Raw genomic sequence first — 16563 nt, forward strand, 5'->3', positions numbered from 1 at the left:
CAGCCGGGACGCCCGGGACGCGTGGGGATCGAGGTGAGCATGTCGACGTCGATGCAGGCCGGCGACGTGCTCGCCGAGCGCTACCGGCTCGACGACCTGCTCGCCGAGAACGGTGCGGGCCGGTTCTGGCGCGCCCACGACCTGGTGCTGCACCGCCCGGTCGCAGTGCACATCCTCGGCGCCGACGACGAGCGCGCCGAGCCGCTGCTCGAGGCGGCCCGCCGCGCCGGTCCGGTCATCAACCGCCGGCTCCTGCGGGTGCTCGACGCCGAGGTGGCCGACGGGCGCTGCTACGTCGTCAACGAGTGGGGCCAGGGCGACTCCCTCGACATCCTGCTGACCCGCGAGGGGCCGCTCGCCCCACGCCGTGCGGCCTGGATCGTCGGCGAGGTGGCCGACAGCATCGCGGAGGCGCACGACGCCGGGCTGGCGCACGGACGCCTGACGCCGGAGAACGTGCTGATCGACCAGCACGGCCAGGTCCGGGTCATCGGCTTCGGCGTCGAGGCCGCCCTGGCCGGTCTCGCCCCCGGCCGGATCAACGTGGACGAGATCGACCTCGCCGGGCTGCTCTACTGCGCCCTCACCGGCAAGTGGGCCGGGGTCTCCCGCTCCGCGGTGCCCCCGGCACCCGAGCTGCACGGCGCGGTGCTGCGCCCCCGCCGGGTGCGCGCCGGCATCCCGCGCCCGCTCGACAACCTCTGCGACCAGGTCCTCAACCCGCACGCCACCGCAGGTGCCGAGCCCGTCCACCACAGTGCCCGCGACATCTCCGACCTGCTGCTGGGGTTCGTCGGCGACCTCACCGGCACCCAGGTCCCCATCCAGGGACCCCGGCTCCCGGTGACCCAGCCCCTGCGTCCCGAGCCCGCCCCGACTGCCATGCCGGACCCCGAGCCCGTCGAGGAGGCCACGGCGGAGGGCACGGCGGAGGGCACGGCGGAGACCCCGGTGGACGACGCCGCCCAGCCCGAGCCGCCCGCCGATCCCGACGCCACCGAGGTCGCCCCACCGCCGTCGACGACGGACCTCCCGACCGAGGCCGGGATGCCGGTGTTCCACGAGGACGACGAGGTCGACTGGCTGCGCGCGCGCAGCGACAAGCCGGCCCCCCCGCCTCCGCTGGCCGAGCCGCCCCCGCGCCCGCTCTTCGCGCCCGACCCGCCCGAGGGCGAGCCCGTACGCCGTCCGCGCGCGGGCAGCAAGGCCGCCTCGGCCGGCGGCGGCAAGGACTACTGGCCGTGGGACTCCTCGCAGGACTCGGGCGTCCGGCCCGTCTCCCGCGACACCGGGGGGTGGAGCTCGGGCTCGTGGAACGAGGACCGCTGGGCCACCGGCGAGGGCCTCGACGACACCGGCGACTCGGTGCCCGGCCGGAGCTGGATCCGGCTCGCGATGATCGTCGCGGTCTGCCTGGCGGTCATGGTCGCCGCCGTCGCGGCCTACCAGCTCGGCCTCAAGCCGCCCACCCCCGGCTCGGACGACGAGCCCACCACCACGGCGAGCCCGACCGCGTCGGCGGAGCCGACGCCGTTCACCGGGCTGAGCGCCGACGACTTCGACCCGCAGGGCTCCGAGCCGCGTGAGGAGAACCCCGACCAGGTGCCCAACGTCGTCGACGGCGACCCCACGACGTCGTGGAGCACGTCGTCGTACCTCCAGAACTTCGGGCCCGGCGGGCTCAAGACCGGCGTCGGCGTGGTCGTCGACCTCGGCGCCACCAAGGGCGTGCGCCAGGTCGTGGTGACGACCGAGGGCGGCCAGACGTCGCTGGCGGCGTACGTCACCTCCGACGCGCCCACCGGCGTCAGCGAGCTCACCCCCGTCGGCACCGACTCCGGCAGCGGCGAGCTGACGATCAGTCTCGACGAGGCGGTGTCGGGTCGCTACGTCACCGTGTGGCTCACGCTGCTGCCGCAGGTCGGCAACGAGTTCCGCGGCACCATCGCCGAGGTGCAGGTGCTCGGATGAGCCTCACCCCAGCGGGGCCGGGCGGCGACGACCGCTCCGACCAGGAGCTGCTCCGGGCGCACGTCGACGGTGACGCCGAGGCGTTCGGTGTGCTCTTCGCCCGGCACCGGGACCGGCTGTGGGCGGTCGCCCTGCGGACCATGGGCAACCCCGAGGACGCCGCCGACGGGCTCCAGGACGGGATGATCGCCGCCTTCCGGCGCGCCGGCTCGTTCCGCGGCGAGGCTGCGGTGACGACCTGGCTGCACCGGGTCGTCGTCAACGCCTGCCTCGACCGGATCCGGGCCGCGAAGATCCGCCGGCTCGAGGCGCTGCCCGACGACGTGGAGGACCGCGGCACGCTCGTGGCCACCGCCGAGCACGACGACCAGCCCGACGCGGCCGCCGAGGACGCCGAGCGGCGACGACGCGTGCTGGCCGCCCTGGCGACCCTGCCGCCCGACCAGCGCGCCGCGCTCGTGCTGGTCGACATGGAGGGCTACCCCGTCGCCGAGGTGGCGGAGATGCTCGGCTGCGCGGAGGGCACGGTGAAGTCGCGCTGCTCGCGCGGTCGCACCAAGCTGGCCGGGCTCCTGCTCGACCTGCACCAGCCTCCCGGTGACCCGCCTCACGGGAACCCGCCCCCGGACGGTCCCGTCCAACCCATGCTCCGGCCGCGGGGCCCGCCAGCGACCTGATCGCCCGACCCTGCCCGCTCCCGCCCTGCCACCCGCCCGAGGAGGTGACCCGATGTCCGACTCCCCCGACCTGACCCCCGAGCAGGACGCCGTACGCCGCCTGCTCGCCGACGCGCGGCACGACGGGGCCACCCCTCCCGAGGTCGTCGCGCGGCTCGACGAGACCCTCGCCTCCCTGACCGCGGAGCGGTCGGCGCCGGCCGCAGCCGGCGCCCCCGTCGTCGACCTCGCCGCCCGCCGTCGCCGGATCGTCGGCACCGGCGTGCTCGCCGCGGCCGCCGTCGTGGTCGCGGGCGTCGCCCTCGGCCAGGTGCTGCCCGTCGGGCAGAGCAGTGACGACGCCGGCACCTCGGCCGAGAGCAGCGCCGGTGGCGGCACCGAGCGCGAGTTCGGGGGGCAGCAGGACGACGCCGGCGGCGACACCGGCGACAGCTCGGCCGGCCAGGAGCTGGCCCCGCAGAGCAAGACCGCCACCCCGGACCCGATGGCGAGCCAGCCCACGCTGTCCAGCGCCGATCCTCAGCTCGACCAGGAGGTCGCGAAGCTGCGCGCCACCGACGCAGGGTCCTCGGCCCGCTCGAGCCGGCTCGAGATGCTCGAGCTGATGCGCTCCTGCGACCTGCCCGACCTGGCCCGCGGCCGCCGGGTCGCCGCCGAGGTCGACGGGCAGCCGGGCCTGGTGCTCTTCCAGCGGCCCGCCGGTGCCGCGCAGGACGTCGCGCTGTACGTCTGCGGCACGCCCGACCCCGTGCGCACGCTCACGCTTCCCGCCCCCTGACCCGTCCGGACCCGGCAGGAACAACGCTGGCCTACGATCGGTTGAGCACGTCGTAGGACGACACCGATCCCAGCAGGAGTGACCCACCCCCATGAGCACCAGCACCGAGACCCGCAACGTCATCATCATCGGCTCGGGTCCCTCGGGCTACACGGCCGCCGTCTACGCGGCCCGCGCCTCGCTCAACCCGCTCGTCTTCGAGGGCTCCGTCACCGCCGGTGGCGCGCTGATGAACACCACCGAGGTCGAGAACTTCCCCGGCTTCCGCGACGGCATCATGGGCCCCGCCCTGATGGACGAGATGCGCGCGCAGGCCGAGCGGTTCGGCGCCGAGCTGGTCTCCGACGACATCGTCGAGGTCGACCTCACCGGTGACGTCAAGGTGGTCAAGACGGCCACCGACACCTACACCGCGCGGTCGGTGATCCTCGCGACCGGCTCCGGCTACCGCAAGCTCGGGCTGCCCCGCGAGGAGGAGCTCTCCGGGCGCGGCGTCTCGTGGTGTGCCACCTGCGACGGCTTCTTCTTCCGCGAGCAGGCCATCGCCGTCGTCGGTGGTGGCGACTCCGCCATCGAGGAGGCCACGTTCCTGACCCGGTTCGGCTCGAAGGTCTACCTGATCCACCGCCGCGACGAGCTGCGCGCCTCCAAGATCATGCAGGAGCGCGCGTTCGCCGACCCCAAGCTCGAGATGGTGTGGAACTCCGAGGTCGCCGCGATCAACGGCACCGACAAGCTCGAGTCGATCACCCTGCGCGACACCGTCACCGGTGAGAAGCGCGACCTCGACGTCACCGGACTGTTCATCGCGATCGGCCACGACCCGCGCTCCGAGCTGCTGACCGGCCAGGTCGACCTCGACGACGACGGCTACGTCCTCGTGCACCACCCCTCGACCCGGACCAACCTGCCCGGCGTCTTCGCCGCGGGTGACCTCGTCGACCACCACTACCGCCAGGCCATCACCGCCGCCGGCACCGGCTGCGCGGCGGCCCTCGACGCCGAGCGGTTCATCGCCGCCCTCGACCACGAGGCCAGCACGGCCGGCGACGCCGCCGCGACGGTCGAGGAGATCAGCGAGCAGGTGCAGACCGCCGGCGCCTGAGCAGCTCGGCCACCTCGCGCGGCTCGTCGACCCAGAGGCCGACGGTCGCCGGGGCGAGGTCGCCCTGCGGGGACGCGATCGTCGTACCCTCCTCGAGCTCCAGCTGGAGGTTGGTGCGCCCGGAGACCATCACGAGCAGGGCGTCGTCGACCACCTTGATCGCGCGGATGCCGCCCTCGTCGACGTCGGCGACGCGCACGTGGGTGATCGCCTCGAGTGGTACGACGACCTCCGTGCGCGCCATGTGGCGCACGTGCAGGTGGGAGCCGGTGAGCAGGTGCGGGCGCATCCGGTAGGACGCCATCAACCCGAGCATCCAGACCACGCCCCAGATGCCCAGCACCAGGAACGGGACCCGCAGGAAGGTCAGCCACCTGCTGAGGATCAGGTCGAACGCGACCACCTCGACCGTCGAGCCGAAGATGAAGAGCCACACCACCGGCGTGGCCAGCCGGGAGTACGGCACCGGGGTGGCGCCGTCGGGCACGTCGGGACGGCGGACCACCCAGCGCAGCAGCTGGCCGTAGAGCGCCAGCTCGGTCACGAGGGCCTCCCGGCCGAGGGCCAGTGCGCGCCTCATCGCCCGTCCGCCTCCGCCATCAGGCCGGCGAAGCGATCCACCGTGGAGGTGAGCACCTCGTCGAAGGTCGCCAGCGCCGCGGGGGCCACGTCGCCGAAGAGTCGGTGCGCCAGGTCGACGTGCGAGGTGACGAGGTCCTCGATCGTCCGGGAGCCCAGCCCGGTCGGGGTGACCAGCGTGGCGCGGCGGTCCTCGGGGTGGGGCTCGCGGGAGACGTGGCCGCTCGCGACGAGTCCGTCGACCAGCCCGGTGACGTTGCGCGGGGTGACCCCGAGGGCCCTGGACAGCGCCTGCTGGGTGCTCGGCCCGGCCTCGCCCAGCACCCACAGCAGGTGCACCCGCGGCGTGGTGAGCCCCTGCTCGCGCTCGAAGCGCGCGAGGTCGGACTGCACCAGGGTCGCCAGGTGGAGCACCCGGTCCAGGACGGCGGTCGTCTCGGTCATGTGGTGAATGTACTTCACAATGGTGTCACTTCACCACTTCCGCGGTAGTCCAGTGGCAGATGGTCGTCCCACGCCTTGTCCGGCGACCATCTGCCACTGGACTACCCCGCCACCGGGGCGACCGGGAACAACTGTCCGAGGCGTGGTGTTGACTGGACGTCACCCCATAGACACCGACTTCCTGAAAGGGGAAACCGCAGTGGCCGACATCGCCGCCGTGACCGACGCCGAGTTCGAGGCGCAGGTCCTCAAGTCCGACAAGCCCGTCCTGGTGGACTTCTGGGCTGAGTGGTGCGGCCCGTGCCGCCAGGTCGCCCCGATCCTCGATGAGCTCAACAAGGAGCACGGTGAGAAGCTCACCTTCCTGAAGATGAACGTCGACGAGAACCCCGTGACCCCCTCGTCCTACCGTGTCACCGGCATCCCGACCATCAACGTCTACCAGGGCGGCGAGGTCGTGAAGTCCATCGTGGGCGCCAAGCCCAAGGCCGCGCTCCTCAAGGAGCTCGAGGGCATCATCTGAGACACGCAGCCGTGCGCGCTGACGCGCACGGCGTCGCGTGGCCAGGTTGAGCAAGCGACGTCCCTGAGCCTGCGAAGGGACACGAGCGCGTCGAAACCCCTCGCGGGAGGAACAGTCCTCCCGAGACGCCGAGGGGTTTCGAGGCTCGCTCCGCTCGCACCTCAACCATCGAGTGGGCTCCCCTCGACCACAGAGCCCGTCAGTCGCCGGAGGCGGCCCGCACCGATCCGATCGGGCGGGTCGCCTTGTGCGTGGGGCGTACGACACCCCACATCTTCTCCAGCGCCAGCTCGACCTCGTCCTTCCAGCTCAACGCCGTGCGCAGCTCCATCCGCATGCGGGGCGTGGTCGGGTGGGCACGCTGGGTCTTGAAGCCCACGCTGCCGAGGAAGTCGGCCGGCAGGACGCAGCCGTCGGAGCGGCCGCGGGTGTCGCCGTACGCCTCGATGGCGGTGTGGCCGCGCTCGACGAGGTCGGCGGCCATCGCCTGCACCAGGAGGCGCCCCAGGCCCCCACCGCGCATCGACGGCTCGATCCACGCGGTGGCCGCCACGATGGCGTCTGGTGACGTCGGTGCCGTGGGCAGCGCCGCCGCGCCCGGCAGCCGCGCCGCCGGGGCGTACACGATGAGGCCGACCGTGCGTCCGTCCACGCGCACCACGCGTCCGCACGAGCCCCAGTCGCGCAGCACGCCCGAGAGCCAGCTCTCCTTCTGCGCGATCCGCTCGGCCCGGTCGAGACGGGCCCGGTCGACGGGCGCCAGCTCCCAGAACACGCACGCCCGCACCGGCTCGGCCAGCTCCGCGAGGTGGTCGACCGTCAGGCGCGCGGTCTTGCGGGACACGTCCTCGATGCTAGCGCCGCACCGGGCCTGCGAAGATGAGGCGTGCGCCAGATCCGACAGAGCAAGAAGCTGCAGGGTGTCCGCTACGACGTGCGCGGGCCGATCCTCGTCGAGGCGCAGCGGCTCGAGGCGGAGGGCCACCGCATCCTCAAGCTCAACATCGGCAACACCGCACCGTTCGGCTTCGAGGCGCCCGAGCAGATCCTGGCCGACATGATGCACCACCTGCCGCAGTCGCAGGGGTACGCCGACTCGCAGGGGATCTGGTCCGCCCGCACGGCGGTCATGCACTACTACCAGTCCCGCGGGCTGCGGGACGTCGGCGTGGAGGACATCTACATCGGCAACGGCGTCTCCGAGCTCATCTCGATGGTGCTGCAGGCCTTCGTCGACGACGGCAACGAGATCCTCGTCCCGGCACCGGACTACCCGCTCTGGACCGGAGCCGTGACGCTCGCCGGTGGCATCCCGGTGCACTACCGCTGCGACGAGGACGACGACTGGAACCCCGACCTCGCCGACATCGAGGCCAAGATCACCGAGAACACCCACGCGCTGGTGATCATCAACCCCAACAACCCCACCGGGGCGGTCTACAGCGAGGAGACCGTCAAGGGGCTCGTCGACATCGCGCGTCGCCACCAGCTCGTGGTGATGGCCGACGAGATCTACGAGAAGATCCTGTTCGAGGACGCCGAGCACCACCACGCGGCGACCTTCGGTGGCAACGACGTGCTGTGCCTGACGTTCTCCGGTCTCTCCAAGGCCTACCGGGTCTGTGGCTACCGCGCCGGCTGGGTGATGATCTCCGGTCCCAAGGAGCTCGCCACCGACTTCCTCGAGGGCCTCACCCTCATCGCCAACATGCGGATGTGCGCCAACGTCCCGGCCCAGCACGCGATCCAGACCGCGCTGGGCGGCTACCAGTCGATCGAGGAGCTCATCGGCCCTGGCGGACGGTTCTACGAGCAGTCGATGCTCGCCCACCGGTTGCTCAACGAGATCCCCGGCGTCTCCAACGTGAAGCCGCGGGGGGCGCTCTACTGCTTCCCGCGCCTGGACCCCGAGGTCTACCCGATCGAGGACGACCAGGAGTTCGTCATCGAGCTGCTGCGCGCCAAGAAGATCCTCGTCACGCACGGCACGGGCTTCAACTGGCCGGCCCCCGACCACTTCCGGCTCGTCACGCTCCCCGAGGCGAGCGTCCTGGAGGAGGCCATCGGCCGTATCGCGGACTTCCTGGCCACTCGCCGCTGACGTCGCGCCCCGCTCGGACCGTCCCGGGTGCCCGGAGTCACCCTCTCCGCGTCTGGTGGGGCCCACGCCGCATCTCTAGGCTCGGCCCATGCGCGATGTCACCTACCCGCCGATCATCTGGACCGCGCTCGCGGGCTTCAAGGCCCTGGGGCAGACCTTCCAGATGACGGGGACCGACAACGTCCCCCGCAGCGGCGGCGTGCTGCTGGCCTACAACCACATCAGCTACGTCGACTTCATCTACGGCGGCTTCGCGGCCCATCCCTCGCGACGGCTGGTGCGCTTCATGGCCAAGCGGGAGCTCTTCGACCACAAGGCGTCCGGCCCGCTCATGCGGTCGCTGCACCACATCGAGGTCGACCGCGGCGAGGGCGTGGCCAGCTTCCACACCGCCGTCGACTACCTGCGCCAGGGCGAGGCCGTGGGGATCTTCCCGGAGGCGACCATCTCGCGCGCGATGGAGCTGAAGGAGTTCAAGACCGGTGCCGTACGCATCGCGGCGGATGCCGGCGTACCCCTCGTGCCGGTCGTCCTCTGGGGCACCCAGCGGATGATGACCAAGGACCACCCGCGCGACTTCTCCCGCGGCAAGACCATCGCCATCACCGTCGGCGAGGCCATGCACCCCACCGGTGACGACCCAGTCGGCGACACCGCAGAGCTGCGCCGACGGATGAGCGCGATGCTCGCCGACACCGTCGCGGCGTACCCCGCCGACGAGCAGCCGCCCGGCTCCTGGTGGGTCCCCGCCTCGATGGGCGGCACTGCGCCGACCCTCGAGGAGGCAACCGCTCTCGACGCCGCCGAGAAGCGCGAACGCGCCCGCAAGCGCGCCGAGAAGCGAGCGAAGCGACAGGGCGACAAGTAGACCTGTCGATACGTCGACGTATGGCTTTGTCGACAATTTCCGTCGGCGCTCACTCGGTGGTCGAGTAGCCAGGCGAGGCACGAGCGGGCGTATCGAGACCATCCATGCTCGCTGGTCGAGGTGCGAGCGGAGCGAGCCTCGAGACCACTCCAAGGTCTCGAGGCTCGTCGCTAGCGCTCCTCGCACCTCGACCAGCGAGACCAGCCGGGCGTCAGATCAAATGGGGCGGTCGTTGCGGTTGCGCGGGTCCATGATGTCGACGATGCGGCGCAGGTCGTCCAGGCTGGCGAACTCGACGGTGATCTTGCCCTTCGCCTTGCCGAGGTCGACCTTGACGCGGGTCTCGAGACGGTCGGAGAGGCGGTCGGCCAGCTCGGTCAGGCCGGGTGCGACCGGCTTCTTGCGGACGACCCGTGGTGCGTCGTCGTCCTCGACGCCCAGGGAGACGATCTCCTCCAGCCCACGCACGGAGATGCCCTCGGCGGTCACCCGGGCGGCGAGCCTGTCCTGCAGCCCGGCGTCGTCGACGGTCAGCAACGCGCGGGCGTGGCCGGCGGAGAGGACGCCGGCGGCGACCCGGCGCTGGACGGCCGGCGAGAGCTTGAGCAGGCGCAGCGTGTTGGAGATCTGGGGCCGGGAGCGGCCGATGCGCTGGGCGAGCTCCTCGTGGGTGCAGCCGAAGTCCTCGAGGAGCTGCCCGTACGCAGCCGCCTCCTCGAGGGGGTTGAGCTGCGAGCGGTGGAGGTTCTCCAGCAGCGCGTCGCGGAGCATGTCGGTGTCGTCGGTCTCGCGCACGATCGCGGGGATCGTGTCGCGGCCGGCCTCCTGGGAGGCACGCCACCGACGCTCGCCCATGATGAGCTCGTAGGAGTCCTCGCCCGACTTGCGCACGACGACGGGCTGGAGCAGGCCGACCTCGCGGATCGAGTGCACGAGCTCGGCGAGCGCCTCCTCCTCGAACACCTGACGGGGCTGGCGCGCGTTGGGCCGCACCTGGGTGATCGGCAGCTCGGCGAAGTACGCGCCGGCGACGGTGCCGCCGGCCACCTCAGCACTCTCCGACGACGAGACGGTCGCGGAGGGGGTGCCGTTCGACGTGTGCGCTTCAGGAGCGCCCGACCCGTCAGGGGTCTCCGCGGCGGGAGGCTGCGACGGGGCCGTGGGGATCAGCGAGCCCAGGCCTCGTCCGAGTCCACGGCGGGGCGGGGTGGCGTTCATGCGGGGTCCTCGCAGTGTTGTTCGGGGGAGCGGAGCGGCGGAGAAGAACACTGTGGGGTGCTCATGCGGGTGCTCCCTTGCTGGCGATCTCGCGGGCGGCCTCCAGGTAGGAGAGTGCGCCCGCCGAGGCGGGATCGTAGGTCATGACCGTCTGGCCGTAGGACGGCGCCTCGGACACGCGGACCGACCGGGGGACGGCCGTCTTGAGGACCTGGTCGCCGAAGTGCCCGCGCACCTCGTCGGCGACACCCGCGGCGAGGCGGGTGCGGGCGTCGTACATGGTGAGCAGGATGGTCGAGACCACGAGCCGGGGGTTCAGGTGCTGGCGCACCATCTCCACCGTCTCGAGCAGCTGTCCGAGTCCTTCCAGGGCGTAGTACTCCGCCTGGATCGGGATGAACATCTCCCGGCCGGCCACGAGGGCGTTCAGGGTGAGCAGGCCGAGCGAGGGCGGGCAGTCGACGAAGACGTAGTCGAAGCGCTCGTCCCCGACCTCGGCCGCGGACCCGACGTGGGGATGGGCCGCGATCGCCTTGGCCAGGCGCTGCTCGCGCGCGACGACGCTGACGAGCTCGATCTCGGCGCCGGCCAGGTCGATGGTGGCGGGCACGACCCACAGGCCGGGGAGGTCCGGGCACTCGGTCACCACGTCCGCCAGCGGCTGCCCGTCCACCAGCATGTCGTACGTGGACGGGACACCGCGGTGGTGGTCGACGCTCAGGGCGGTGGATGCGTTGCCCTGGGGGTCCAGGTCGATGACGAGCACCTTCTGGCCCAGCTGCGCAAGCCCGGCGGCGACATTGACCGTCGACGTGGTCTTGCCGACGCCGCCCTTCTGGTTGGCGACGACGAAGACGCGGGTGGCGTCCGGTCGCGGTACGCCCTGCCGGCGGAGACCCCCCGTACGGGCCAGCACGGAGTGCTGCGCGGCCTGAGCCAAGGGAGTGCCGTGGTCGGAGAAGTCGTGGTCCTGGTCGGCGATGTCGGCTGCGGTGCGGACCTGCCACGCCGGCTTGGTTTCACGTGAAACGTCCGATCCCGGTGTTTCACGTGAAACACCAGCCTCACCCGTTGCCTGTGGATGAACTCCCCCATCCTGTGGAAGAGCCCGCTCAGCAGGCGTACCCGCATCGGTGGAAAACTCCGTGGGGGAGTCACTCACGGGACGCCAGCCCGCGCTCTCGGTGGAACCCTCGGTCACCTCGGACACCTCTCACTGTGCTGCACGTCGGCGCTTCTTGGGGCGACGCTTGGACTCACGGGCAAGGGGCCAACCTATCTGCGCCGGATCGGCCCACGGCACCCGGATCACCGTCGTCGGTGGATCCACAAGACCGATACCCACTTCGAAGACCTCCGGAACCCCACACCGCCACGTGTGGAGGAAGCCCTGGGCGTCCTCGATCTCGTCGTGAACGGACCGACCCTTCATGGCCACCAGCGCTCCCGTGGGAGACACCAGTGGCATCGACCAGCCGAGCAGCCGCTCGAGCGGTGCCACTGCCCGGGAGGTCACCACGTCGAAGGTCGCCCTCCCGTGCAGGTCCTCGGCCCGCCCTCGCACCACGGCCACGTGGTCGAGCCTGAGCTCAGCGACCACCTCCTCGAGGAAGGTCGTACGCCGGAGCAGCGGCTCGACGAGCGTCATCCGGACGTCCGGGCGAGCGATCGCCAGCACGAGGCCCGGGAGCCCCGCACCCGTCCCGATGTCACACACGGTCGAGCCCTCGGCGATCGCCTCGGCCAGCACGGCCGAGTTGAGCACGTGGCGCTCCCACAGCCGGGGTGCTTCACGTGGGCCGATCAGCCCACGGAGCACGCCCTCGGTCGCCAAGAGCTCGGTGTAGCGGACCGCCAGGTCGAGGCGGTCGGACGCGAACACCCTCCGCGCCACCTCGGGCACGGAGGGTGTTTCACGTGAAACGTCGTCGCTCACGCCGGGAGGATCACCACGTGGCGCTTCGGCTCGGCGCCCTCCGACTCGGACGTCAGGCCGGCCGCCGCGACGGCATCGTGGACGACCTTGCGCTCGAAGGCGCTCATCGGCTCGAGGGAGAGGGACTCGCCGCTCTCCTTCACCTCGGCGATCGACTTCTCAGCGAGCGCCACCAGACGCGTGCGCTGCTCGGCACGGTGCCCACCGACGTCGAGCATCAGGCGCGACCGCTCACCGGTCTCCCGGTAGACGGCCAGGCGGGTGAGCTCCTGGAGCGCCTCGAGGACCTCCCCGTTGCGGCCCACGAGCTGGCTCAGGTCGGCACCACCGATCTGCACGCTCGCCCGGTCACCCTCGACGTCCATGTCCAGGTCGCCGTCGAGGTCGGCGATGTCGAGGAGCTCCTCGAGGTAGTCCGCGGCGATGTCGCCCTCGTGCTCGAGGCGCTGGATCTTCGACGGACGACCCGCCTTCGCCTCCGTGCCCTCGGCGTCGTCCTGGGCGCTGTCGGTCTCGACGGCCTCTGTCTCGGTGCTCTCGGTGTCGACCGCCTCGGTGGTCTGCGTGGCCTCGGCGTCGGTCAGCTGCTCACTCACGTGTGTCTCCTGCTTCTCGTTCTGCGTCGACGGCACCGCACGCGGCCCGTCGTGGAAGGTCTGGGTCAGCGCTTCTTCTTCTTGTTCCGCTGCGCCTTGGTCTGCCGCTGCGGCTGCTGGCGCGGCTGCTTGGGCCGCTCCTCCACGACCGTCGCCGGCTCGGTGCTCGCCTGACCGGCGGGGACCTTGCCCTTCGCCCGGTCGCGGTCCTCCTTGGCCTTGGCGGCCGGGGTGCCGGGCGCAGGGTTGTTGCGGATCACGTAGAACTGCTGGCACATCGTCCAGAGGTTCGACACCGTCCAGTAGACGAGGACGCCGATCGGGAAGGCGATGCCACCCACGGCGAACACGACGGGAAGGACGTAGAGCAGCATCTTCTGCTGCTGGGCGTAGGGACCCGAGAGCGCGTCGGCCGGCATGTTCTTGCTCATCAGCTGCCGCTGGGTGAGGAACGTCGTCGCGGTCATCGCGAGCACGAGCACCGCGGCGACGACCATCACGCCCGTGACGCCGCCGGTGTTGAGGAAGGTGCCCGAGACCGGGATCTTGTCGAAGAGCTTGGAATCACCGAACTGCTTGGCGAGCTCCTCGTTGAGGAAGCCGTGGGCCTTGCCCTTCTTGGACGCCTGGTCGAGCATCCGGAACAGCGCGAGGAAGATCGGCATCTGCAGCAGGATCGGAAGGCACGAGGCGAACGGGTTGGTGCCCGTGTCCTTGTAGAGCTTCATCGTCTCCTGGGCGAGCTTCTCCCGGTCGTGCCCGTACTTCTTCTGCAGCTCCCGCACCTTGGGCTGGATGAGCTGCATGTTGCGGCTGGACTTGATCTGCTTCACGAAGAGCGGGATCAGCGCGGCCCGGATGACCAGGGTCAGACCCACGATCGAGAGGATCCACGCGGCGCCGCCGGCCGGGTCGAGGAACGTGGACAGCGCCTTGTGGATGCCGACCAGCACGAAGGACACCGCGTAGTAGAGCGGCACCATGATCGCGTGGCCGATGGATCCGAAGAAGTCGAGCACTCATGCTCCTCGTGTTGCAGGTGACTCCGCAGCCGGGGTGGCGCGGGAGGGGACGGGGTCGTAGCCGCCGGCGGCCCACGGGTGACACCGGCCGATGCGGCGTACGGAGAGCCAGGTGCCGCGCACGGAGCCGTGCACGGTGACCGCCTCGAGGGCGTACGCCGAGCAGCTGGGGTGGTAGCGGCACACCTGGCCGTAGAGCGGGCTGATCGCGAAGCGCCACGCGCGGATGAAGCCGATCAGGAGGTGCTTCATGACGGGCTCACCCGATCGAGGGTACGGGCCAGGTCGGCACCGAGCGTCACGGACGACGCCCCGGCGGCAGCGGGCAACGCCCGGACCACGAGAGCAGCACGACCCGGAAGCCCCTCCAGCGCTGGGAGGTGCTCCCGGGTCAGATGGCGAAGTCGTCTCTTCACGCGATTGCGTGTGACGGCGTTGCCCACGGCCTTGCTGACCGTGAATCCCACCTGGGGAGGGCCGGGCTCGGCCTCGGGGTCCGACCAGAGGTGGACCACCAGGGTGGCCGAGCCGGCCCGTCGGCCGCTGCGCACAGCCCGGCGGAAGCCGTCGCTGTCGGTCAGGCGGTTGACGGTGGAGAGCACGGCGGGCTGCCGTGAGCCCTGGCCGTCAGACGGCCAGGCTCTTGCGGCCCTTGCGGCGACGGCTGGACAGGATGGCGCGACCGGCGCGGGTCCGCATGCGCAGGCGGAAGCCGTGCACCTTGTGACGGCGACGGTTGTTCGGCTGGTACGTACGCTTGCTCACGGCTATTTCTCCGAAGGTTTCGAGGGATGTCCACTCCACTGCGCGGGAGGTGCAAGGCCTGGGGTCCAGGCGACTTCGGCCGGCACCGCCCACCCACGCGGCCGCCAGGTGGCGGATCGTGGACATGCGGCACCCGTCGACACGGAGCGACCGGCCAACGGTACGCGGTGGGGAAAGAGAGGGTCAAACCCGCGCGGCCCCCCATCGGGTCGGCCTGTGGATGACGTCTTGCCCGAGCCGTCGACCGGTTGTTACGTTCCAGTCCTCCGCGGTCTGCGAAAACCACGGTTCATCCAGGGTCGGCAGCACGCTGTGACCCGGGTCACATGGCTTCTGAATCGGCCTCTGACCTGCACAAACGCTGGAAGGATCGCCGGCTGGAGCAGCACGCGGGGCCCGATCCCGACGATCGGGCCAAGCAGTTCACAGCTTGTGGACAACTCTGTGGACTCGGGTGCGACCTCGTGCCCGGTGTGACCTCAGACATGACGTGGAACAGCAAAGGCGGTCCGGGTGGACGACCAGCAGGTAGATCTCGGGACGGCGTGGCAGCAGATCGTCGAGGATCTCCAGCCCAACCAGCGCGCCTGGTTGCGCCCGAGCGTCCCCATGACGCTCCACGAGAACACCGCGATCATCGCCGTGCCCAACGACTTCACCCGCAACCAGCTCGAGGGCCGGCTGCGCAACCACATCGAGGACGCGCTGACCGAGGGCTTCGGTCGCGAGATCCGGATGCTCGTCACGGTCAACCCGGCCCTGGAGGCCGAGGCCCCACCGCAGATCGATGAGTCGACAGATGGATCTATCGCTTTGTCGACAATTGACGCTGGCCCCCTCGAGGCCACGCCTCCGGCCATGACGATGTCCGACCCCGAGCCGCCGGCCGGCTCGAGCGAGCGCCGCCCGTCCGCGCTCGAGACGCGGCTCAACCCCAAGTACACCTTCGAGACGTTCGTCATCGGCTCGTCCAACCGGTTCCCCCACGCCGCGGCCGTCGCGGTCGCCGAGGCGCCGGGCAAGGCGTACAACCCCTTGCTGGTCTACGGCGAGTCCGGACTGGGCAAGACCCACCTGCTCCACGCGATCGGCCACTACGTCCGCAGCCTCTACTCCAACGCGAAGGTGCGCTACGTCTCCAGCGAGGAGTTCACCAACGAGTTCATCAACGCGATCCGCGACGACCGGCAGGACCGGTTCAAGCGGCGCTACCGCGACGTCGACGTGCTGCTGATCGACGACATCCAGTTCCTCGAGGGCAAGACCCAGACGCAGGAAGAGTTCTTCCACACGTTCAACACCCTCCACAACGCCAACAAGCAGATCGTGCTCACCTCCGACCGGGCGCCGAAGCGGCTCGAGGCGCTCGAGGACCGGCTCCGCAACCGGTTCGAGTGGGGCCTCATCACCGACGTCCAGCCGCCCGACCTCGAGACCCGCATCGCGATCCTGCGCAAGAAGGCAGCGATGGACCGGCTCACCGCCCCGCCGGACGTGCTGGAGTTCATCGCCTCCAAGATCCAGACCAACATCCGCGAGCTCGAGGGTGCGCTGATCCGGGTCACGGCGTTCGCCAACCTCAACCGCCAGGAGGTCGACATGACCCTGGCCGAGATCGTCCTGAAGGACCTGATCCCCGAGGGTGGCGAGCCGGAGATCACCCACGCGCTGATCATCGCCCAGACCGCGGCGTACTTCGGCGTCTCGCTCGAGGACCTCACCGGGCCCTCGCGTGGCCGGCACCTGGTCATGGCGCGCCAGATCGGGATGTACCTCTGCCGCGAGCTCACCAGCATGTCGCTGCCGCAGATCGGCCGCGAGTTCGGCGGCCGCGACCACACCACGGTGATGTACGCCGACCGCAAGATCCGTCAGCTGCTCGCCGAGCGTCGCGCGGTCTTCAACCAGGTCAGCGAGCTCACCAACCGCATCAAGATGCAGGCCCGCCAGGCCTGAGCCTGTCGTTCGCAGACGAGCACG

General features: G+C 70.8%; 19 protein-coding genes. 8 read left to right on the forward strand and 11 right to left on the reverse strand.

Features of this window, described 5'->3' with window-relative positions; genetic code table 11:
• Window positions 1-39: 39 nt before the first annotated feature.
• From ACE3QY_RS00545 to trxB, 4 genes are all read left to right on the forward strand, one after another.
• Entirely contained in the window at window positions 40-1971 is a 1932-nt protein-coding gene (locus ACE3QY_RS00545; protein ID WP_374454061.1) for a protein kinase, read from the forward strand.
• Entirely contained in the window at window positions 1968-2648 is a 681-nt protein-coding gene (gene sigM / locus ACE3QY_RS00550; protein WP_374454062.1) for an RNA polymerase sigma factor SigM, read from the forward strand. Before ACE3QY_RS00545 ends, sigM begins: the two co-directional genes overlap by 4 nt.
• Before the next feature lie 52 nt (window positions 2649-2700).
• Window positions 2701-3426: a hypothetical protein gene (locus ACE3QY_RS00555; RefSeq protein ID WP_374454063.1), complete on the forward strand. Its 726-nt coding sequence runs from the start codon at window positions 2701-2703 to the stop codon at window positions 3424-3426.
• Window positions 3427-3517: 91 nt separating this feature from the next.
• Window positions 3518-4531 (forward strand): thioredoxin-disulfide reductase, encoded by a 1014-nt coding sequence (trxB, locus tag ACE3QY_RS00560; RefSeq protein ID WP_374454064.1) that lies wholly within the window; start codon window positions 3518-3520, stop codon window positions 4529-4531.
• On the opposite strand, the gene ACE3QY_RS00565 is transcribed toward trxB, so the two are convergent.
• Window positions 4500-5111, reverse strand: a complete 612-nt coding sequence (locus tag ACE3QY_RS00565; RefSeq protein WP_374454065.1) for a hypothetical protein — start codon at window positions 5109-5111, stop codon at window positions 4500-4502. The two genes, trxB and ACE3QY_RS00565, sit on opposite strands and share 32 nt — an antisense overlap.
• A complete protein-coding gene (locus tag ACE3QY_RS00570; RefSeq protein ID WP_374454066.1) occupies window positions 5108-5554 on the reverse strand; it encodes a MarR family winged helix-turn-helix transcriptional regulator in 447 nt (148 codons plus the stop codon). The genes ACE3QY_RS00565 and ACE3QY_RS00570 overlap by 4 nt, the downstream gene beginning before the upstream one ends.
• Before the next feature lie 199 nt (window positions 5555-5753).
• Here ACE3QY_RS00570 and trxA point away from each other — a divergent pair, with 199 nt between their 5' ends.
• On the forward strand, window positions 5754-6077 hold the full coding sequence (gene trxA / locus ACE3QY_RS00575) for a thioredoxin (RefSeq protein WP_211734528.1): 324 nt from the start codon (window positions 5754-5756) through the stop codon (window positions 6075-6077).
• Between the two features lie 199 nt (window positions 6078-6276).
• Here trxA and ACE3QY_RS00580 read toward each other — a convergent pair whose 3' ends face one another.
• Complete coding sequence (locus ACE3QY_RS00580; protein WP_374454067.1) at window positions 6277-6921, reverse strand: GNAT family N-acetyltransferase; 645 nt, start codon at window positions 6919-6921, stop codon at window positions 6277-6279.
• Window positions 6922-6963: 42 nt separating this feature from the next.
• Here ACE3QY_RS00580 and ACE3QY_RS00585 point away from each other — a divergent pair, with 42 nt between their 5' ends.
• Together ACE3QY_RS00585 and ACE3QY_RS00590 are read left to right on the forward strand one after the other, a co-directional pair.
• On the forward strand, window positions 6964-8178 hold the full coding sequence (locus tag ACE3QY_RS00585) for a pyridoxal phosphate-dependent aminotransferase (protein ID WP_374454068.1): 1215 nt from the start codon (window positions 6964-6966) through the stop codon (window positions 8176-8178).
• Between the two features lie 88 nt (window positions 8179-8266).
• Entirely contained in the window at window positions 8267-9046 is a 780-nt protein-coding gene (locus ACE3QY_RS00590) for a lysophospholipid acyltransferase family protein (protein WP_374454069.1), read from the forward strand.
• A gap of 216 nt (window positions 9047-9262) precedes the next feature.
• Here ACE3QY_RS00590 and ACE3QY_RS00595 read toward each other — a convergent pair whose 3' ends face one another.
• The 8 genes from ACE3QY_RS00595 to rpmH form a co-directional block, all read right to left on the reverse strand.
• Window positions 9263-10264, reverse strand: coding sequence for a ParB/RepB/Spo0J family partition protein (locus tag ACE3QY_RS00595; protein WP_374454070.1), 1002 nt, complete (start codon window positions 10262-10264; stop codon window positions 9263-9265).
• 61 nt (window positions 10265-10325) lie between these two features.
• Complete coding sequence (locus tag ACE3QY_RS00600) at window positions 10326-11204, reverse strand: ParA family protein (RefSeq protein WP_374454071.1); 879 nt, start codon at window positions 11202-11204, stop codon at window positions 10326-10328.
• Window positions 11205-11477: 273 nt separating this feature from the next.
• Complete coding sequence (rsmG, locus tag ACE3QY_RS00605; RefSeq protein WP_374454072.1) at window positions 11478-12146, reverse strand: 16S rRNA (guanine(527)-N(7))-methyltransferase RsmG; 669 nt, start codon at window positions 12144-12146, stop codon at window positions 11478-11480.
• Between the two features lie 50 nt (window positions 12147-12196).
• Window positions 12197-12796 carry a protein jag gene (locus tag ACE3QY_RS00610; protein ID WP_374454073.1) on the reverse strand — a complete coding sequence of 200 codons (600 nt, stop codon included), beginning with the start codon at window positions 12794-12796 and terminating at the stop codon, window positions 12197-12199.
• Between the two features lie 65 nt (window positions 12797-12861).
• Window positions 12862-13779, reverse strand: a complete 918-nt coding sequence (yidC, locus tag ACE3QY_RS00615) for a membrane protein insertase YidC (protein ID WP_374454901.1) — start codon at window positions 13777-13779, stop codon at window positions 12862-12864.
• Window positions 13780-13815: 36 nt separating this feature from the next.
• The gene (yidD, locus tag ACE3QY_RS00620) at window positions 13816-14070 is read right to left on the reverse strand and encodes a membrane protein insertion efficiency factor YidD (RefSeq protein ID WP_374454074.1); all 255 of its coding nucleotides are present in this window, start codon (window positions 14068-14070) and stop codon (window positions 13816-13818) included.
• Window positions 14067-14420: a ribonuclease P protein component gene (gene rnpA / locus ACE3QY_RS00625; RefSeq protein ID WP_374454075.1), complete on the reverse strand. Its 354-nt coding sequence runs from the start codon at window positions 14418-14420 to the stop codon at window positions 14067-14069. The genes yidD and rnpA overlap by 4 nt, the downstream gene beginning before the upstream one ends.
• Before the next feature lie 25 nt (window positions 14421-14445).
• Window positions 14446-14583 (reverse strand): 50S ribosomal protein L34, encoded by a 138-nt coding sequence (rpmH, locus tag ACE3QY_RS00630; protein ID WP_011758123.1) that lies wholly within the window; start codon window positions 14581-14583, stop codon window positions 14446-14448.
• Between the two features lie 513 nt (window positions 14584-15096).
• On the opposite strand from rpmH, the gene dnaA reads away from it, so the two are divergent.
• Window positions 15097-16539 (forward strand): chromosomal replication initiator protein DnaA, encoded by a 1443-nt coding sequence (gene dnaA / locus ACE3QY_RS00635; protein ID WP_374454076.1) that lies wholly within the window; start codon window positions 15097-15099, stop codon window positions 16537-16539.
• Window positions 16540-16563: the final 24 nt, after the last annotated feature.

Origin of the sequence: Nocardioides sp., assembly GCF_041913365.1 — a bacterium.
GTDB lineage: Bacteria > Actinomycetota > Actinomycetes > Propionibacteriales > Nocardioidaceae > Nocardioides.

Bases quoted from the DNA above. Each gene is read 5' to 3' on its own strand.
- ACE3QY_RS00545 (WP_374454061.1), top strand. From the start codon at position 40: ATGTCGACGTCGATGCAGGCCGGCGACGTGCTCGCCGAGCGCTACCGG.
- sigM (WP_374454062.1), top strand. From the start codon at position 1,968: ATGAGCCTCACCCCAGCGGGGCCGGGCGGCGACGACCGCTCCGACCAG.
- ACE3QY_RS00555 (WP_374454063.1), top strand. From the start codon at position 2,701: ATGTCCGACTCCCCCGACCTGACCCCCGAGCAGGACGCCGTACGCCGC.
- trxB (WP_374454064.1), top strand. From the start codon at position 3,518: ATGAGCACCAGCACCGAGACCCGCAACGTCATCATCATCGGCTCGGGT.
- ACE3QY_RS00565 (WP_374454065.1), bottom strand. From the start codon at position 5,111: ATGAGGCGCGCACTGGCCCTCGGCCGGGAGGCCCTCGTGACCGAGCTG.
- ACE3QY_RS00570 (WP_374454066.1), bottom strand. From the start codon at position 5,554: ATGACCGAGACGACCGCCGTCCTGGACCGGGTGCTCCACCTGGCGACC.
- ACE3QY_RS00590 (WP_374454069.1), top strand. From the start codon at position 8,267: ATGCGCGATGTCACCTACCCGCCGATCATCTGGACCGCGCTCGCGGGC.
- ACE3QY_RS00595 (WP_374454070.1), bottom strand. From the start codon at position 10,264: ATGAACGCCACCCCGCCCCGCCGTGGACTCGGACGAGGCCTGGGCTCG.
- yidC (WP_374454901.1), bottom strand. From the start codon at position 13,779: ATGGTGCCGCTCTACTACGCGGTGTCCTTCGTGCTGGTCGGCATCCAC.
- yidD (WP_374454074.1), bottom strand. From the start codon at position 14,070: ATGAAGCACCTCCTGATCGGCTTCATCCGCGCGTGGCGCTTCGCGATC.